The sequence below is a fragment of the Pullulanibacillus sp. KACC 23026 genome (genome assembly GCF_029094525.1).
GTDB lineage: Bacteria > Bacillota > Bacilli > Bacillales > Sporolactobacillaceae > KACC-23026.
The window spans coordinates 4,215,000-4,233,868 of record NZ_CP119107.1; the positions used below are offsets into that span (position 1 = coordinate 4,215,000).

Sequence of the window (18,869 nt, forward strand, 5' to 3'; positions counted from 1 at the left end):
TATAAATATAGTCCATTATTCCAGTTGTTGAACTTGAAATAGCTGATAGTAGTTGCCTTGTTTTTTCATAAGCTCCGCATGATTGCCGATTTCGACTATTTGTCCATGCTCAATAACGACGATTCGGTCAGCATGAGTAATGGTTGAGAGACGATGTGCCACAATAAATGTGGTTCGGTCCTTGGCCAGTTCCTCCATAGCTTCTTGAATCAAGTGCTCACTTTCCAAATCCAAAGCAGAGGTGGCTTCATCCAAGATTAACAGCGGCGGGTTTTTCAAGAAGACTCGGGCAATGGAAATCCTCTGCTTCTGTCCGCCAGAGAGCTTCACGCCTCGCTCCCCCACCTGTGTCTGGTAACCCTCCGGCAAATTCATAATAAAATCATGGGCATTTGCCTGCTTGGCTGCAGCGATAACGTCTTCATCCGATGCATCAGGATAACCCATGCGGATATTAGCTGCAACCGTATCAGAAAACAGCACGGTATCCTGAAGCACCATGCCAATTTTGTCACGAAGCGAGCGGACACGCAATGTACGAATATCCTTGCCGTCTAACAGAATAGCGCCTTCTGTTACATCATAAAAACGCGGAATAAGACTGACAAGCGTTGATTTCCCGCCACCGCTCATCCCGACAAGTGCAATCGTTTCTCCAGGCTGCACTTTCAAGTTTAAATGATTTAGGGCCAGGTTGTCCCCTTCATTGTAACGGAAGCTCACCTCTTTGAACTCCACAAGCCCGTCTACCGCTTCAACCTTTGGTGCCTCGGGTTCATCGACAATATCATATTTCTGATCCAATAATTCAAAGACACGATCCATAGAAGCAAAGGCTTGTGTCAACGTAGTCGATGAGCTGACCACTCTGCGCAGCGGGTCATATAAGCGGTCTAGAAAAGTAAAGAAAGCGACAACTGTCCCAATTTGAGTCATGTGATGAATAACCTGAAAAGCTCCAAGCGCAATCACTAATAACGGCGCAATATCCGTTACTGTATTCATCACAGCAAAGGTTCTTGCGTTCCAAGAAGTGTGATCCAAAGCCCGATTTAAGAAGTTCCTATTGCGCTTACGGAACTGTTCTTGCTCATAATCTTCAAGAGCAAAGCTTTTAATCACATTCATTCCTTGAACACGTTCATGAAGATGCCCTTGAACCTCTGCCAGTGCCTGCGACCGTTTTCGAGTCAGCATGCGAAGCCTTGTATAAAATATTTTTACAGAAATTCCGTAAAACGGGAACATCAAGATCGACACAACCGTCAGCCAGAAATTCATGGAAAACATGAGACAAAGTGCAATCAGAATCGTCACCATGTCGAGCCAAATATTCATCATACCAGTCATGACAAAATCCTTGGTTTGCTCAACATCATTAATAATACGAGAAATGATCTCACCCGCCTTATTATTGGCATAGAACCGGAGGCTGAGTCGCTGAATATGATCGAAGAGACGATCACGCAAATCATACAATACCTTATTCCCTACCCACTGAGCATAATACTGACGGTAGTATTCGACAGGCGGGCGTAAAATGACGAACACAAAAAAAGCCACTCCAATCACGTAGAAAAGCCGGTGCAGCTTTTCAGATGAAGGAAGAGGTTCATTAATCACATCATCAATCACATATTTAAGAATAAGCGGCAGCGCCAAGGGAATAGCAAATTTTATAATTCCAATTAATATCGTAATAATAATTTGTTTCATATAAGGATAAACAAACTGAAGATACCTTTTAATACTTTCCAGGCCAATCTCCTCCTTTTCTGCAAGGGGCCAAGACTTGCGTTTGTCCCATTTTCTTGAATGCGATTCATAAGAGATGGAGTGGCGGTCCCGTCTATGCCGAGCTTCCCTAAATCCTTAGACCCTACATATAAGATTTATAAACGTCATACCATTTATTCACGAAGTTCGGATTAAAAGGGCCTTTTTTATGCTCAATCCAATTAATGAGTTCATCCACATGACGGCGCAATATACGGTCGAGTTTATTCGGATAATTCATTTTGACACGATGAAGGGAGTATTCATCTTCATCCAAAAGTTTGTAGGTCCCGTTAGGAAAGACTTTAATATCAAGATCATAATCAATATATTTCAAGGCTTCCTCATCCCATGTGACGGGAGAGCCTAAGTTGCAATAATAATGGGTGCCATCTGGACGAATCATACAGATAATATTGAACCAATCACTCGTACTGAAATAAATGATGGCAGGTTCTTTGGTCTGCCACTTACGACCATCCGATTCGGTTACAATAGTTTGATTATTCCCGCCTATAATAGTTTCCTTTGATCCCGATAAAACGAGTGTTTCTTCCCATATCCGATGAAGGGACCCATCATGTTTGTAGCTCTGAATCTCAATTATTGTACCTGCCTTGGGAAAACGCATGGCTCCTACCACACTTTCTTTGTCTCATTTTTAGCCGCTCCAATTCTGTTGCCCTTCTTTCCGTACCCGATTTTCATCTCATCTACTCCATTAAATATGTATCGGCCGCACAAGCTCCTCATCATTGAAACGCGTATGATTGACCTTTGTTGAAACGGGATACATATGCATATCCTTTGTAGGAAAAGACGTCAAAAGCCCTTTCACATCCTGAAACGGCCGATTCGGGTCCAACCACAAAGCTTCATCCTTCTGGCTTAAGATAACCGGCATTCTGTCATGTAATGGCGACATAAAGGCATTTGCCTGTGCAGTAATAATTGTACAGGTCGCAAGCGTCTCATGGCCCGATTGCCAAACAGACCAAAGCCCCGCAAAACTAAAGGGCTCCCCATTTTTCAACTGAATCCGATAGGGTTGCTTATGCTTCTCCGTCTTCTGCCATTCATAGAAACTGTCCGCTATAACCAAACAGCGCTGCCGATGAATTAATGATTTAAAGCTTGGCTTTTCATGGAGAGTTTCCGAACGGGCATTGATCATCTTCGCCCCAATGCTTGGATCCTTTGCCCAAGCTGGCACGAGCCCCCATCTTAAACGACCGATCTTATTCCCTTTTTCACCGCGCACAACAGCCAAGACAGAATGAGTGGGTGCAATATTATAGCTTGGACTCATTGAAAGTTGAGACGAATAGGCTTGTTCAAATCGTTCAAATAACACGTCCAATTCAATGGTCAATGTAAATCTCCCACACATATTGCCCCTCCTATTCCCCGTTATCCTGAAACTCACTACAAGCCGAGTCGTCTCTAACCAAGCCTTAACCCTTATCTATATTAACATCCATAATCAGTAGCAGCGAGCCTACTACCTGATGCTCCACCATGAAACGCACCCTCGAATAAACTTCGTGCTGGCTTGCGCGAAATCCACTTCCTTTAAATGAGGATTTTAAGCACAGTTAGTTGCTAATGACCAATCATGCCGACTTTTTGCCAAATAGCATCACGCCCTGCTTGCGCGAAATCCACTTCCTTTAAATGAGGATTTTAAGCACAGTTAGTTGCTAATGACCAATCATGCCGACTTTTTGCCAAATAGCATCACGCCCTGCTTGCGCGAAATCCACTTCCTTTAAATGGGGATTTTAAGCACAGTTAGTTGCTAATGACCAATCATGCCGACTTTTTGCCAAATAACATCACGCCCTGCTTGCGCGAAATCCACTTCCTTTAATGGGGATTTTAAGCACAGTTAGTTGCTAATGACCAATCATGCCGACTTTTTGCCAAATAACATCACGCCCTGCTTGCGCGAAATCCACTTCCTTTAAATGAGGATTTTAAGCACAGTTAGTTGCTAATGACCAATCATGCCGACTTTTTGCCAAATAGCATCACGCCATGCTTGCGCGAAATCCACTTCCTTTAAATGGGGATTTTAAGCACAGTTAGTTGCTAATGACCAATCATGCCGACTTTTTGCCAAATAGCATCACGCCCTGCTTGCGCGAAAGGACTCCTCATGTGACCTTGCCATAATATGAGCCACGTTAGCGGTAGCGAAAAATCCGCTTCTTTTCTCTTAAGATTTTAAGGACAACTAATGCTTTCTGGTCGTATAAAAAAAAGATAACATAAAATGAGCAGTTATGTATATTGTGGACAATTTCGAGGTGTTTGAGACCTAACACAAAAACTCCCAACCCGAAGTGGGTGGGAGTGTTGTGCAGGTGATAAGTTACATCCCTTTATTTTTTTGGGATTTATTGTTTTGCTTACGAACTTCTTGAGCGTTCGTTTCACTTCCAAATTCGGCACCAAATTCGCTGCTAGAAGAACCGCTAGCAGATTGTTGGTTTTGACGCTTTACTTCTTCAACATTAGTGCCTGCTTTTGTTTTCTTAGCCATCTGTATCACCTCCACGGATTTTAATGTAACCTCTCCATAAGGAAATTATGTAAAAAAATTACTAAAAAAAGAATTAGAATAAATACATGATGTCCGTATTAAAGGAAACACTGAGAGCAGTATGTGGGAACAGACCTCTACTGCTGGATTCACTGCTTGAAAAATAGTGGGGACAGACCTCTAACTGTGGGATTCACTGCTTGAAAAATAGTGGGGACAGACCTCTAACTGTGGGGTTCACTGCTTGAAAAATAGTGGGGACAGACCTCTAACTGCGGGATTCACTGCTTGTAGAGGTCTGTCCCCAAGGAGGACTAAACATGTATGTCGGACGCGATTTAATGGCGCTGACTATGGTGCCGAAATCTGAATGGACCGTCGATGAGCTTGCTCATTTTAATCACTGCTTTCAACAAATCACTCCTTATCTCAATTCTCAGGGGGTTTCCCTAAGAAATGAAATTGTCGAGGAAATTGAATCACGAGATGATTTTCGACACAGGGATGAGGCTGATTGGCAAAACGGAACACAAGTCAATTTTGACTGACCCATCAACTAAATCGTTAAGCCTTTTTTAATAATTGCCAGCTATAATGAAATTACCCTGATAATTATCCCCCCTATTAGACAACGGCAAAGGGCTGACTAAATTTAGTCGGCCCTTTTGCTGTTTATCATGAGTTCTCGTATTTTTTGATGAGAGACAGGAATCGGAATCTCATGCAGTTCTTTTATTGTGACCCATTTGAATGAATTGGGTAAGCAAGGACTCGTTTCTAAAAGTGTCCCTTCCCATAAATTAAGCTCCCATTTAAGATGGGAAAAGGTATGCGATACCGACTGATTAACTTTATTTAATGTTAAGGGCTTCTTTAGACTCAACATTTCAGCTACATAAGAATTAAGATGAGACTCATCGGAATGTTCCGAGTGACTTATCATTGGAAATTCCCATAGATTCGCCAAAAGTCCGCTTTCTGACCGTTTATGAACTAATACACGGTCACTTGCGTCCTTGAGCCAAAGAACACGGTAAGCTTCTGTTTTTTGCTTAGCCTTTTTCGATTTTATTGGAAGTGACTCCTGAATGTCCTGCTGTTTGGCTTGGCACCACTGGCTGATCGGACATTCCTCACACAAAGGATTTTTCGGTTTACAAATAAGAGCGCCAAGTTCCATGATTCCTTGATTGAAATCAGAGGCCGCCTCGTTTGGAATTAATTCGTCTAATAGTTTTTCAAAAACCTGTCTTGTTTTTGGTTTGGCAATATCTTCTTTAATTAAAAAAAGGCGGGAGAGGACTCGCATCACATTCCCGTCGACTGCGGGCACAGGCAGATTGTAAGCGATGCTTAGAATAGCCCCTGATGTATAAGGGCCAATCCCTTTTATTTTCAATAATGTTGAGCGGTCTTTTGGCACGACTCCCCCGTATTGCTCAACAACTTCGCGTACACCTGCTTGAAGATTGCGAGCACGGGAATAATAACCAAGACCCTCCCAAGATTTTAGCACGTCTTCTTCGTCTGCATAAGCCAATGACTGCATTGTTGGAAACCGCGACTTAAATCGTTCATAATAAGGGATAACGGTGTCGACTTGTGTTTGTTGGAGCATGACCTCTGATATCCAAGTATAATAAGGATTATGCATGTTCCGCCACGGCAGATCTCGTTGATTTTTCCGATACCAATCGACTAAGCTTGCTGAAACTAGAATAGAGTGGTTTTGATGAAGTTCTAACGTCATTTTTTTACCTCTTTTAATATTGGTGAAAACTTATACTTTCTCTACAGTTGAATAGAAACGAACGCCCACACAAGTGTCTTTCCTAAATTCATACACTATTTTTTAAGGAGGGATTTCCCTTGGATACCGGCACACACGTGGTAATGGGTATTGGACTAGCCGCGTTATCAACATTAGATCCCGTGATCACACACGATCCTTATACCGTTCACGCCTGTTTAGTGGGTACTCTTGTAGGTTCTTTAGTCCCTGATATCGATACGGTTCTGAAATTAAAAGATAACGCGACATATATCAGACACCATCGTGGGAATACGCATTCACTGCCAGCAACTTTCTTGTGGCCGATATTAATCACTGCGCTTATTACCCATTTTTCCAATACATCTTCTATTTTGCATATATGGCTTTGGACTTTTTTTGCGGTGGCACTTCACGTCTTTGTCGATATATTTAACGCTTACGGGACCCAAGCCTTGAGACCAATCAATAATAATTGGATAGCCCTTGGAATTATTAATATCTTTGATCCATGTATTTTTGCACTTCATATTCTCGGTTTTGCCATTTGGATGGTTGTGGGTTACCCGGGCTATGTCTTCTTAGCCATTTACGGGATTTTAATTTTGTATTATTTCTTACGCATTTGGCATCACAAACGAGCCAAGGCATTAGTACGAAAACACATACCTGAAGTGGTGGACATTTATCTTTCGCCTACCTATAGATGGACCACCTATCACTTATCAGCAAAAAGTAAAACTCAATATTTTGTAGGGGAAATAAAAGGGTCAAGTATCACGCTAATTGACATCTTTCCTAAGAAATCAATCCCTGAAGATAAACTGTTCCAGCAGGCTCTTGAAGACACTAATATTGATGCATTCCTCCATTTTTCGCCTATCTATCGATGGGAGCGTGAAAAACGGGAGCATGGTGAGGAAATTCGCTTTATTGATCTTCGTTATTTTTCCAATGGACGCTATCCGTTCGCTGCCACCGTTTGGATCGATGACGACGGCACCATCATTTCTTCATTCACAGGCTGGGTCTTTAGCGATTCTAAGCTTAAAAAGAAGCTGACTCTCGCCTCTGAAGACCACTAATATAAGTTTTGATCTTATCTCGAGCTGTAATGGACATCTTGCCGTTACGGCTCGTTTTTTGGACTATCCAAATAGAATGTCACTCAAGCCTCCCTTTTTTCTAATAACGAAATCGGGAAGCCGACTGGCTCATTGGCAGATCCTCGGGTGCCCCAGGCGAAAACGCCATCTAAGTATTCAATGGTTAAAGGAGCTCCTTCTTCGTCCCCTTTTATATAGTAAGTCTCTCCCTGTTTAAAATCATTAGGATCAAGAAGATACGCGTGAGCCATCGTTGATTTTCTTTCATATACAGCCATCTCACTCGTATTGCCCATCGAGAGAGCCTGCTGTACCTTTTCTCTTAACACCTTAATTTCTTCTCTCAATTCAAATTCGGTCATATCACTATAGCGTCTGTTCATGCTGCTCCTCCTATCCTTTTCCCGGTATTACCTATTAAAAGCTGTTTCGTCTTTCTTATAAAGAGCTTCGTTATTCGTCATGATCACTCATCCAGCGGTCAATGAGATCTGCCCCAAAGCCCTTGCGATACAACATCTGTTTGATTTTCATCTTTCGCTCATAACCCGTTAAATGTCTATACTTATATAAAGCTTTCTCCCCGTGAATATTAAGAGCACTGTATTCCTCTTCTTCATCAAAGGAATCGTCTAATTGATTAACCACTTGCCCAGAGACCTCTTGTGAAAAGCCTTTTTGAATGAGGGCTTGGAGCAATTTTTGTTTTTGCTCTTTGGCCGAACGATTTCGCCAGGACTTCTCTTTCTTCTTGGCAAATTGGACCGCCTGATTATATTCATCTGTTTTATTATAATGAAGAAGTGCCTTTTCTACCTTATCTGTGGAAACCCCTTTTTGAAGCAATTCTTGACGAATGACAGAGGGGCCTTTTGAGGTTAAACTTTTCTTAGATCTTACATAAGCATCAGCAAACGCCTGGTCATCCAGCCACTTGTCTCTAAGAAGATTCTCTAGGACATTCGAAATAACCGAATCTGAATAGTCCTTTCCCTCAAGATAAACGGCTACTTCTTTGACCGATCTCATCCTATAGCTAATATAGTTCAAAGCGATTTGATAGACCTTATGACGCTCAGTTTCGTCGTCTAACTCTCGCACTTTAGCATCGGTTAGAGGAAGATCCTTTCTAAGGCCGTACTTAATAAGCAAATCCTCATGAACTTCAATCATTGTAACAAGGTGCTCATTCTCTAAAGACTTGAGCTCCACTTGATAGACTTGTCTTTTTTTAGGATGCACCTGAATTTTCGAAACGACTAACATCGCCATCACCCAATTCCCATGATACCTTCTTCTAAGCGCTTAGACAATGAATACTGTCTCTTAGAAGCCCTGTGTATTATTGGAAGTGGTTAAGGCCATTCGAGATCAGTTGAAAATAGGCGTAACGGCCGGCATTCCCTTATTTCCGCTTTCCAGCCGATTTACAACGATTCTCTATTTGTGGATTTTTGGCTTAAAATAAGGACGAAACCGACATTTAACGAATCGTTACGCGCAAATGGTTTTCATATGAAAGCGGCAAACGCAGAATCCTATATAAAATATAACTAGGAGGGTTTCCAATGATTATTGGCATTACAGGTGGCACCGGATTTATAGGAAAGGCGATTACTGATTATTATTTGGAAAAAGGCGATCAGATTGTCCTGTTCACTCGAAAGACAGAACCTGCCAGAAAAAATAACGCGATTATCTATGTAACATGGGACCCATCCAGTCATCATGTACCAGAAAATGTCCCAACTCTTGATGTGATCATCAACTTGGCTGGGGCTACACTAAATAAGCGGTGGTCACCTGAATACAAAGAAATTATTCTAAAGAGCCGATTGGACGCTGTTAAAACGGTGCTCGAACTCATCCTTCAACAGCAATCCTGCCCTCTATTAATTAATGCCTCTGCTGTCGGCTACTATGGGACCTCGCTTGAACGTGTTTTTACAGAAGCGGATGAAATGACGCCTTCTGACTTTTTGTCAGAAGTAACAGTAAAATGGGAGGCTGCCATAGAGCCATGTAAACCGCTGTGCAGCCGGGTGATCCCCATTCGATTTGGCGCTGTGCTTGGTCCGAAAGAAGGTGCCTTTCCTAAAATGATGTTGCCTTATAAATTCTTTGCAGGCGGGACAATAGGATCAGGGAAACAATGGCTGTCCTGGATTCATATTCAGGACCTTGTGAGGCTCATCGATTATGTTGTCACCCATTCTGATATTAAAGGACCGGTTAATGGGACGGCGCCTGAACCTGTCCAAATGAATGAGGTTGGACGAACAATCGGAAAAGCCATGAATCGTCCGCACCTTTTTCCAGTTCCTAACTTCATCTTAGAAGCGTTGCTAGGAGAAATGAGTGTGCTTGTACTAGAAGGGCAAAAAGTCTTGCCGCAAAAGCTATTAGATCATGGTTTTACCTTCGATTTTTCCACTATTGAGAAAGCGATTTCAAACTTGATTTTATTAACAAATTCTTAATATTTATTTTTATTTTAGACTATATCTTTTCGATAAAAAATCGACTATAATTTTATTAATTCGGTGGTAAAAAAACATGCTGTTGAATTCATTTTTAACTTTAAATTGATCAAATTTATCCGGTCAGTTCTCCTGTTATTTATAACGGTGATGTCCTGGTCAAAAACAATAAGATTCGAACTGTTTCTCCACACTTCCTTCATTAGCATTTATTAAAGAATTTCCCTGTACACATCCATCCTTACCGCTTACGACCGTTCTTTTCTAGTCGTTTTGCCTAGGGCTTAATTTCGATTTTCGGGATCCGATTGTACAGGAGTCCTAAATTGCTGATAGCATTGATCCCCCCATCTTAAGGCAACCATCGGAACCCCGATGACGTGACTCGCAAAAATTGGAGCTGCGCCATAAAGCATGGGAACCCTCTCGCCTTTCTTTCTCTTTTTGGCTTAAGCTATGTCGATTACATTTCGACCGCCTTAAGAAGCCAATAATGGTATTCTCTCAGTCTGTGAAAGCCTAAGACTGGAAGAGAGTAAGGCGGTATCTGAAGAGCCAAGTGCTCCTCACCCTGTCCGAAAGTCAGCGGCATGGCTGCAGAATTCGTTATTGTGGTACCGACACCTTTTCAAATTTGGATTATAATTACCACCAGAATATTGATCAACTAACAACCGAATAACGGGAAGGCAATTGGTGCGCCACCAAACAGTGTTTGGTCTTAGTGGGTTCGATTCCCACCCCGGAATAGGTTACACATTTTTTTAGTGGTTACCCCCACGAAACTAGGAGGTAAGAAAAATGTTGAAAAAACGTGACCTAACCGAGTGTGGCGCCCTATTTGAATTAATGCGCGACCCAGAAGTTTTCCCGTTTGTGAGACAAAAAGCCAATACACCAGAGGAATATCTATTCATAACTAAGCAAACCATTGAATTAGAAGAACAGCATAAGCTGATTTCTCGTACCATTATAGATGAATATGGTCAGCCAATCGGTACCATTACCCTTTTTGACGTTGAAGACGGGGCCGGTTTTCTCGGAACTTGGCTTGGCAAGCCCTATTTTGGCAAGGGGTATAATAAGCAAGCAAAGGATCTATTCTTTGAAGAAGTGTTTAATGAAACAGACATTCACACGGTCTTCTTGCGCATACGTGAGGAAAATATTCGCTCACAAAAAGCAGCACTGAAGCTTGCGTTTGTGCAATATGCCAATGACACTCACTCTGAAATCTTAGAACGAGCGAATACCAATCCAAATGGCCATCGTTATAACCTATACGCCATTACAAAAGAAAACTTCTTGAACCACAAATTGATGACGAATCAGCTCGCCTCATTCCTGGATACCGAAGAGCGACTTGAAGCTTAATAGATCTTATAAAGGCCTCCAGCTACGGAGGTTTTTTTAATACGGCGCTAACCCGTCACTTAATTTTTACCAAATAAGCGATTCCTTGTTGAGATTTGAATCAAAATGGTGGGCAAGAACAGCTTGCCCACGAAAATCATTAGCATCGCTAATTTAGCACCCCTCTTTTTGATAGCTGCTTACTAAAAAAAGTCTTGGCACGCTCTTTTTTGTCCACAACCCGAAGAATTCTATTTCACAAACACGTAACATTCGATTAAAATACTTAACATTTGCCAAGACTAATTGAGGATAAAAATCGCAGGGGTTCCTGCTTTAAAATGGGAGTGCATGCTTATGGCAAAAAAGAAAACAACCCTTCGTGAGTCGGACAACCTGAACAAAACGCAATCCGTCCTTTATCAACGCGAGTTCAAACGCGCTAACCGAGCCTACGAGCGCAGTAAAGGCTGATCGAAATCATTTGCTTGAAGCACCGCTTATGATTGTCTGTTTTCCAATTAGCGAATCGAGTTCCGTCATCTCGATTCGCTATTTCTTTCCTCGGATTGAATTCTGAATAGTGTGCCCCCCCTTTCCAAAGCCTTAAGCGAGAGATACGTGAAATATCCCACCTAATAATTTCCGTTGTTGGAGCGATAGCCACAAAAATTGGCAATCAGTAATTCCTTATATAACGTAGGTCCGCCTTACAATTGGGGAATAGTAACCAAAGGGAGCTATTCCCAAACAAAATTTTTTAGGGGTGTTAGACTTGGCTAAGAAACGCAATGGAAAAGTAAAAGACGATCAAGTACATGTCCCAATCGCCAAGAATGAGGATATTCATTATACCGATCCCTTCGATGAGGATGATTGGGAAGCCCAAGAACGCATGAAAGCAGCCGACATTAGAGCCCAGAAAAGTTATTAATAGTTAGCCTCCCGAGTCACCGGGGGGCTTTTTTTCTGTTAATCGTTTTCCAACTAAAAGCAGACATAAAACATTACGTTTAACAAATCTTAAAACTAAATCCAACAAGAAAAGAAGGAGGGGGAAAATTGAAAAAACGACTGGCAAGTCTTATCACCATTCCAATATTGATGTTCATTTTTTCAGGAACCGGGAAAATGGCAACCCAAACCGAATCTAATTTACCCTTCAATGAGCTTCCGCCGTTTAACGATAGACAAATGACGGTTGATACTCCTTATCACCCAATACCCGCAACGTGCACCAACAATCAAATAAGACCAACTTCATTAACGAACATACAAGATAAAAGCAATGGCCCACTTAAGAAGTACAGAATTGTTTCATTCTATGGCCACCCAAGATCCACGCAAATGGGCATTTTAGGGCAATTACCCCCTAATGACCTCATTGCCCGATTAAAAAAACAGACAAGAGCCTATTCTGCGGCTGATCCGTGTTACCCCGCAATCCCAGCCATAGAATTAATCGCAACTGTCGCTGGACGGAGTCCGGGTCCAAAAGGCCTTTATTACCACGAAACCTCGTTAATGGATATAGACAAGTACGCTCAACTCGCTAAGCGAAATGGCATGTTACTCATTTTGGATGTTCAATTGGGGCGTGATAGTGTCCTTCATCAAGTCCAGTTGCTCAAAAACTATTTAAAGCTGCCTTATGTCCATCTTGCCATAGACACAGAATTTCATGTAGGAGCGGGACAAATACCTGGAGCTCAATTAGGACGGGTGAATGGGTATCATATAGAAGATGCCATACAATATGTATCCCGTTTGACAGAGGAGAATCATCTCCCTGACAAAGTTATCGTCATTCATCAATTTAAAGGGGATGTCATCCAGAATAAAAATGTGATTAAACCAACCGATCACGTCGAATTAGTGTTAAATTTTGATGGGTTTGGCGCCCCGCAAAATAAGAAGAGGGGCTATAATTTGCTTGTCAAAAACCAGCCGGTCCAATATGGAGGATTCAAGTTATTTTATAAACAAGATTCTCCTCTCCTAACACCAAAGGATGTATTAAAATTAGACCCTTCCCCTGTTTTTGTTGATTACCAATAAGCCTGGAAATCTTTTGCTCGCAAATGAGAAAATGGAAATCGCCTTGGACATAAGTTCCAAGGCGGTTCTAATCGAAAGGCTTTAGTTACTTTTATAAGGGCCTAAAATCTTAAGAGCCTCATCGTCAAGTGATGTGTCAACGGCTTTACTCATATCAACTGTGCCTTCAATTCCACCGTTTGATTTGTACCATTTATATTGGTTTTTAATATCATCAATATACATTTTACCGTCTGGATCTAATCCTGTAACATCCACTTGCTCCCAAGTTTTTGGATCTTTGAGAGCCGTGTATTTGGTCATAATTTTGATAATCTCATCTTTATTTCCCTTGTTATAGACAAAGGCATCATTATAATCCCGCAAGCCTTTTAGATAAGCTAGCATAAAACGAATGGCAACATCGTGACGCTGCTCTAAGAAAACTGGTGAGGCTATGACCATCGCGATTTGAGCCTTTGGAGCAAAATCAGTGGTATCTCCAAGGCGGACACAAATTCCTTCAGATATGCCTTTCGTAATCATGGGTTCAATTTCTAGGGCTGCATCAATCGTGCCATTGCTGAGTGCTGCTAACATATTATTGAAATCAGACATTAACACAAAGTGCACATCACTTCGTTTTAACCCTGCACTGTTAAGCATTTGTTGGAAGATGTAGTCATCGACACCATTCTGCGTAGAGACAGCAATTTTCTTCCCTTTTAAATCCTTATAAGATTTAATTGTATTTTGCTCATCTTTTCGGATTACAAAAGAGAAATAAGATTTTCCCATTACATTATGACCTTTATCCGCAATCATTTTAACATCGATTCCTTGTGCTATTGAGTTGAAGAACGAGGCAGAAGAAATCCCTCCTGCCACATCTACTTTGTCTGCTGCTAATGCGGGGAGCATGTCATCACTGTTTTGGAAGGTCGCATATTTGACGTTGATATTGTACTGTTTGAAATAGCCTTTTTCTGTTGCAATATAGAACCCTGCACCTGACGCGGACCCATCTTCAGCAATGGTGACAGTAGCGGGCTTACTAAGTGGCGGAAGATCGCCATTTACTGGCTTATCGGTATTTTCAGTTGCCTTGCTTGAACCGCTGTTAGGCGCCGTTGATGCTTTGTCAGTCGTTCCACAGGCTGTTAATATCCACACCATCATCGGAATGACCAGCAATGCCGCAAAAATTCTTTTCAGCATGCTTATTTCGCTCCTATCTTAAAAATTTATATAGTTAAGAGCTCAACACTCTTAATCTAGAATGTTATTTTCGGCCATTTTGAACAGCCGACTGAAGATGGTTCCAAATATCTACAAATTCTCTCCCCATATCAGGGTTAGAACGAACGATTTCAATGCTTCTTGGGCGCGGCAATCCAATCTGCTTTTGTTTTTCAATACGACCTGGTTGCGCACTCATAAGTAAGATGCGGTCACTGAGTAAGAGCGCCTCATCGATGCTGTGAGTTATAAACAAGACCGTTTTCTTGGTTTCTTCCCAAATGCTCAAGAGCTCCTCTTGTAAAATAAATTTGTTTTGTTCATCTAAAGCTGCAAAAGGTTCATCCATTAGGAGAATCTCAGGATCATTAGCAAAGGCTCTGGCAATGCTTACCCGCTGCTTCATCCCACCGGAAATTTCGGATGGATATAAATTTCGGTAATCCCAAAGTCCAACTTTATTGAGGTAGTACTCGGTTCTCTCTTTTAACTCATTCTTTGGGGCATGCCTCATTCGAAGACCAAAGGAAACATTATCCTCCACCGTCATCCAAGGAATAACACCCTTTTCTTGGAAAATCATCGATTGGAGCGGTCGATTTTTCTGTCCAGGCTTGATTTCAAAGTGGCCAGAGCTTTGCGACTCAAGCCCCGCTAAGATCCGAAGCAAGGTTGTTTTCCCACAACCGCTCGGACCAATGAGACAAACAAATTCACCTTCTTGAATATCCAAGGTGATATCTTGAAGGGCGATGACACTCTCCTTCCTTTTGTAAAACACCTTTGTCAAATGCTCTATATGAATCTTTGGGTCTCCCATACAGCTGCACCTCCCCTTTTGTTAGGACCTCCAAGGAATGAGCTTTCTCGTGAGCCACCTGAGCAGAATGGAAAAAAAGTAACCAAAGAAAGAAATGAGAATCAACCCTACATACATTTCTTTTAATAAAAAGGCTTTGTATTCCATCCAAATGATGTAACCAATCCCTGAATTGGCACCAATCATTTCAGCTGCCACAATAGTAAGGAGGGCAATGGCCTGCCCCATCTGAATGCCTTCCATCATGACAGGCAGTGCTCCAGGAAGAGCAATTCTAAAGAAAAAGTCTCTGGACCTGGCACCATAATTTTTGGCCACATCCACATAAATCGGCTCTATATTAGAAACACCCGCTGCTGTATTAATGACAACTGGGAAGAACACACTGCCTGCAATTGTAATCATTTTGGCAAAGTCATTTATCCCAAAAATAATGAGTATAAGAGGCATCAAAGCGAGTGTTGGGATTGGCATTAATGCCATGATAAGCGGCTGAAAGGCATATCGAACCGGTGCATACATGCCCATTAAAAGCCCCAATAAAATGGCTGGAATGACACCCAGCAAAAAGCCCCCGAGTATCCGGTAAAGACTAATAGCAATTTGTGAAGACAACTGACCATGAAGGAGCATATTAAAAAAAGCGACGATGATCAAAGAAGGCGGTGGAAAGAACCTTGGATCAATCACCGACGTTCGAGACAACAGCTCCCATAAAAGCAATAGCAAGATAGGCGAACTAATTGTAAGTGTTTGGAGATACCTTTGTTTAGTCTGTCGCTTCTTCCATTCTTCCTTTTCTCTTTCAATTGGATTGCTCAAAGATACTGTTTCATGTGTCATGCGCTCACCTCCTTGGTGGCATCATATGCATGAATACCCAATGCGTGACAAATGCCCAGGACTGTCGAATGTAAATTATATGTAAATGCATGAAATTAGCCATTTGTCAATTAAATTGTGGATATGTGGATAAAAGGCTTAAGGCCTGTCTAACAGGGAAGTGAAGTTGAGGATAAATTTGGGGACAAATGACATTAAGTTTTGTTAGTACTGTTAGCAAATTAGAAAATCCCCAGAAATATGGGATATAACACACCAAAATTGTGGATAACTCTGTGGATAGTGTTTATAAGTTTTAATTTTTGCAATAAAAGAACTTCAAAACGCTAAGTTTACGTCATTTATATGGATAAATTTTACTAATTAGATAACGATTTCCTAGAAACCTTTTTGAGGGCCGCGGTTCCGCGAATATAGAAAAGAGCTCACCCCTAGCCCAGGTCCCGCGCTTTTACACTGACGTTTTTTGACTACCCATAAGGTCAATTAGCCATTTAATCAAACGTTTGTTTAAATCCAATAAGCGCTTAATCGAGGCAAATCTCACAAAATCCTAATGTCCCCCCAATCAAGGCGTGGCCGGAGCCCTTTGTGTATATTCGGGGCATCGGGGCTCCATTACACCACTTTAGGGCGGCGCGGGAGTCCATTTCGTGCATTGGGCGCCGCTCCATTGCACCATTTTCTTATCCCGACCTGCGGATATTCGTGGACAAGCTTGTCTTACCCACCATTTTGTCTCTCATCTCGCTGATTTTCGTGGGCAAGAGTGCCTTGCTCCATTAGTTTTAAATTCAATAAAAAACGGAGAGTTCATTCCTCTCCGTTTTAAAACTCCTTTTATAGAAGCACTTCCGCCTGGCAGGAATGCCATGATTAGTCCAACACACTTGGCATATGCTGACTCAGCATTAAATCATCCAGACTTCCGAATTCATACCCTTGCTTTCGCAAATCATCAATTAAGCGCGGCATGACGTCCGCGTTGTCTTTTGAGACCGTGTGAAGCAAGATAATCGCGCCAGGATGGATTCGTCTCATAATGCTTTTATAGGCATAATCCGCACCCTTTTTGTGATCAATCCAATCCACATAAGCGAAGGACCAGAAAACGCTGGTATAACCCATCTCCTCGCCTAGTTTTAAGGAACGCTCACTGAAAGTTCCCTGCGGTGGACGAAGGTAAATCATATCGTGACGTCCGGTTAATTTTGTATAAGCATCCGCGAGCTTCGTTAGCTCCTCTTTATAATCCTCGTCACTTATTTTCGAGAGATCTGGATGACCCCATGAGTGATTGCCGACAATATGGCCTTCATTCACCATCCGTTTCACCAGATCAGGAGCAGATTCAATGTAATGGCCTGTTATAAAAAAGGCTGCGGGGACATGCTTTTCTTTTAAAACATCTAAGATTTCAGCTGTGTATCCTTTTTCATAGCCGTTATCGAAGGTCAAATAGACAATTTTCTTAGACGTGTCCCCAATCCATACGCCCCCATACTTATCTAAAAGGTCCGTATATTCCTTTTCCGTTGTTGAAGGTTCATTATTCTGACTCGGCTTAAAATACCAATCCTTTGCCTGTGTGGATGATGCAGCAAAGAAAAAAAGAAAAGCCAAAGTCAAAAACGGTGTCAACCAACGGATTGCATGATGGCGCATAACGTCACCTCCTCCACACTTAGGATGACCCCTAAGCGAGGAGATTATGACTGTTTGAAGACCTAATCCTCGCTTGTTTGCTTCTCCCAATCCTTCTTAAAGCGATTAAGCTTCACACCTACCCCTTCAATCTGATTCATTAAGTTGCTTAAATCCTCACTGGTTGCATCCTCTCCCAAGGAAGCTGCCATATCTGCTATTAATTTCAACCGCGTTTGAAAGTATTTAATTTGCTCCGATTTTGACTCCGTTGCCCGCCCCATAACGATTCCACCTTTAAATTTAAATTTCATTTTTTATTTTATCCCAGCCTTCATACTTTCTGAAAGCAAAAGACAAACCAGCGCTTAAGCACTGGTTTATTTGGTGACATAATAGCGAAGGGAAATATGATCTTGAATAGGAATCCAGGCACCAATTCCTTGCTGGGTGATGTTTTTAACTTCAATGCTTTTCTTTCCGCCTTTTAAAACAAGATAAACTTCGCCAAAAGTTACCTTGCCCTTTTCATTCACAGCCGGAACAAATCCATTTAAGTAGCCTAACTTTTTAGGCTCTACGTTATAAACACGATCAATCTTCGTTCCTCTTCCAACATAAGTCGAGAAACCTAGAGGTAAAGAGGTTTTTTCTGCAGCCTTCATAATCATAAGCTTCTGCACTTCACCCTCGTCGGCAATCTTTGCCGTCAGTCCGCCTGTCACTTTTTCCTTCTTCTCTTGATTATAAGTAAGCTTTGTAACGGATGAATTTCCTCGGTTATCTAAAACATTTTTATTAACTTGTTTGTACTCCCAATTCACAGAAGTCTTGCCTGATTCATACTTAAGAGCCCAGTTTCCTAAATAAATTCGGGCGTGGTACCCAATGGACAGCTTCGAGGTATTAATTTCTGATTCGTTTAGCATACGAATTAATGTTGGGTTCTCAATCTCAACATTCGATGTTTTGATTAATTCTTCTGCAAGCGGGCTAGGCTTTAATTCAGGTTCATTTTGTGCCGGATTTGGATAAGTATTTTGTTTGGATATATCAACCACTGAACTAGGAACTTCAATCTCACCTGTTCCTTCTGATTCACCCTGCTTATCCTCTATTTGCTGTTGCTTAGGTTCTTGCTTTTTCGGCATTTCTTTTGCAAAGCTTGGCGTGGCCAACATTAATACAAGGGAAAGGGCAATGAGTGCTGCTCTCATTTTTTTGAACCTCCTTTTCCCTTATTTTTTTCGGGTAA

Annotated in this window: 21 protein-coding genes; 8 read left to right on the forward strand and 13 right to left on the reverse strand. The window is 41.7% G+C overall.

Features of this window, described 5'->3' with window-relative positions; translation table 11 throughout:
• Positions 1–15: 15 nt before the first annotated feature.
• The 4 genes from PU629_RS19575 to PU629_RS19590 form a co-directional block, all read right to left on the reverse strand.
• Positions 16–1,758, reverse strand: coding sequence for an ABC transporter ATP-binding protein (locus PU629_RS19575; protein WP_275284504.1), 1,743 nt, complete (start codon positions 1,756–1,758; stop codon positions 16–18).
• A gap of 121 nt (positions 1,759–1,879) precedes the next feature.
• A complete protein-coding gene (gene ntdP, locus PU629_RS19580; RefSeq protein ID WP_275281694.1) occupies positions 1,880–2,407 on the reverse strand; it encodes a nucleoside tri-diphosphate phosphatase in 528 nt (175 codons plus the stop codon).
• Between the two features lie 90 nt (positions 2,408–2,497).
• Positions 2,498–3,166 carry an SOS response-associated peptidase gene (locus PU629_RS19585; protein ID WP_275281695.1) on the reverse strand — a complete coding sequence of 223 codons (669 nt, stop codon included), beginning with the start codon at positions 3,164–3,166 and terminating at the stop codon, positions 2,498–2,500.
• A 984-nt stretch (positions 3,167–4,150) separates the two neighbouring features.
• A complete protein-coding gene (locus tag PU629_RS19590; protein ID WP_275281696.1) occupies positions 4,151–4,321 on the reverse strand; it encodes a gamma-type small acid-soluble spore protein in 171 nt (56 codons plus the stop codon).
• Positions 4,322–4,641: 320 nt separating this feature from the next.
• Here PU629_RS19590 and PU629_RS19595 point away from each other — a divergent pair, with 320 nt between their 5' ends.
• Complete coding sequence (locus PU629_RS19595) at positions 4,642–4,869, forward strand: hypothetical protein (protein WP_275281697.1); 228 nt, start codon at positions 4,642–4,644, stop codon at positions 4,867–4,869.
• A gap of 104 nt (positions 4,870–4,973) precedes the next feature.
• Here PU629_RS19595 and mutY read toward each other — a convergent pair whose 3' ends face one another.
• Positions 4,974–6,071 carry an A/G-specific adenine glycosylase gene (gene mutY / locus PU629_RS19600; protein WP_275281698.1) on the reverse strand — a complete coding sequence of 366 codons (1,098 nt, stop codon included), beginning with the start codon at positions 6,069–6,071 and terminating at the stop codon, positions 4,974–4,976.
• A gap of 119 nt (positions 6,072–6,190) precedes the next feature.
• Between mutY and PU629_RS19605 the strand changes: the two genes are divergently transcribed.
• On the forward strand, positions 6,191–7,177 hold the full coding sequence (locus PU629_RS19605; RefSeq protein WP_275281699.1) for a metal-dependent hydrolase: 987 nt from the start codon (positions 6,191–6,193) through the stop codon (positions 7,175–7,177).
• An 83-nt stretch (positions 7,178–7,260) separates the two neighbouring features.
• Here PU629_RS19605 and PU629_RS19610 read toward each other — a convergent pair whose 3' ends face one another.
• Together PU629_RS19610 and recX are read right to left on the reverse strand one after the other, a co-directional pair.
• Positions 7,261–7,581 (reverse strand): YfhH family protein, encoded by a 321-nt coding sequence (locus PU629_RS19610; protein ID WP_275281700.1) that lies wholly within the window; start codon positions 7,579–7,581, stop codon positions 7,261–7,263.
• A gap of 70 nt (positions 7,582–7,651) precedes the next feature.
• Positions 7,652–8,464 (reverse strand): recombination regulator RecX, encoded by an 813-nt coding sequence (recX, locus tag PU629_RS19615; RefSeq protein WP_275281701.1) that lies wholly within the window; start codon positions 8,462–8,464, stop codon positions 7,652–7,654.
• A 79-nt stretch (positions 8,465–8,543) separates the two neighbouring features.
• Here recX and PU629_RS19620 point away from each other — a divergent pair, with 79 nt between their 5' ends.
• The 6 genes from PU629_RS19620 (at position 8,544) to PU629_RS19645 (ending at position 13,089) form a co-directional block, all read left to right on the forward strand.
• Complete coding sequence (locus PU629_RS19620; RefSeq protein WP_275281702.1) at positions 8,544–8,666, forward strand: hypothetical protein; 123 nt, start codon at positions 8,544–8,546, stop codon at positions 8,664–8,666.
• 100 nt (positions 8,667–8,766) lie between these two features.
• On the forward strand, positions 8,767–9,678 hold the full coding sequence (locus PU629_RS19625) for a TIGR01777 family oxidoreductase (protein ID WP_275281703.1): 912 nt from the start codon (positions 8,767–8,769) through the stop codon (positions 9,676–9,678).
• An 801-nt stretch (positions 9,679–10,479) separates the two neighbouring features.
• Positions 10,480–11,052, forward strand: a complete 573-nt coding sequence (locus PU629_RS19630; RefSeq protein ID WP_275281704.1) for a GNAT family N-acetyltransferase — start codon at positions 10,480–10,482, stop codon at positions 11,050–11,052.
• Positions 11,053–11,388: 336 nt separating this feature from the next.
• A complete protein-coding gene (locus PU629_RS19635) occupies positions 11,389–11,505 on the forward strand; it encodes a YfhE family protein (RefSeq protein ID WP_275281705.1) in 117 nt (38 codons plus the stop codon).
• 301 nt (positions 11,506–11,806) lie between these two features.
• Entirely contained in the window at positions 11,807–11,965 is a 159-nt protein-coding gene (locus PU629_RS19640; protein WP_275281706.1) for a YfhD family protein, read from the forward strand.
• A gap of 128 nt (positions 11,966–12,093) precedes the next feature.
• The gene (locus tag PU629_RS19645) at positions 12,094–13,089 is read left to right on the forward strand and encodes a hypothetical protein (protein WP_275281707.1); all 996 of its coding nucleotides are present in this window, start codon (positions 12,094–12,096) and stop codon (positions 13,087–13,089) included.
• 81 nt (positions 13,090–13,170) lie between these two features.
• Here the strand turns inward: PU629_RS19645 and PU629_RS19650 are convergent, their stop codons facing one another.
• From PU629_RS19650 to PU629_RS19675, 6 genes are all read right to left on the reverse strand, one after another.
• Positions 13,171–14,286, reverse strand: a complete 1,116-nt coding sequence (locus PU629_RS19650) for an ABC transporter substrate-binding protein (RefSeq protein WP_275281708.1) — start codon at positions 14,284–14,286, stop codon at positions 13,171–13,173.
• 64 nt (positions 14,287–14,350) lie between these two features.
• A complete protein-coding gene (locus PU629_RS19655; protein ID WP_275281709.1) occupies positions 14,351–15,127 on the reverse strand; it encodes an ABC transporter ATP-binding protein in 777 nt (258 codons plus the stop codon).
• Between the two features lie 21 nt (positions 15,128–15,148).
• Positions 15,149–15,970, reverse strand: coding sequence for an ABC transporter permease (locus PU629_RS19660; protein WP_275281710.1), 822 nt, complete (start codon positions 15,968–15,970; stop codon positions 15,149–15,151).
• Between the two features lie 876 nt (positions 15,971–16,846).
• On the reverse strand, positions 16,847–17,635 hold the full coding sequence (gene pdaA, locus PU629_RS19665) for a delta-lactam-biosynthetic de-N-acetylase (protein ID WP_275281711.1): 789 nt from the start codon (positions 17,633–17,635) through the stop codon (positions 16,847–16,849).
• Positions 17,636–17,697: 62 nt separating this feature from the next.
• A complete protein-coding gene (locus PU629_RS19670) occupies positions 17,698–17,928 on the reverse strand; it encodes a hypothetical protein (RefSeq protein ID WP_275281712.1) in 231 nt (76 codons plus the stop codon).
• 66 nt (positions 17,929–17,994) lie between these two features.
• The gene (locus PU629_RS19675; protein ID WP_481900460.1) at positions 17,995–18,831 is read right to left on the reverse strand and encodes a YfkD family protein; all 837 of its coding nucleotides are present in this window, start codon (positions 18,829–18,831) and stop codon (positions 17,995–17,997) included.
• Positions 18,832–18,869 lie beyond the last annotated feature (38 nt).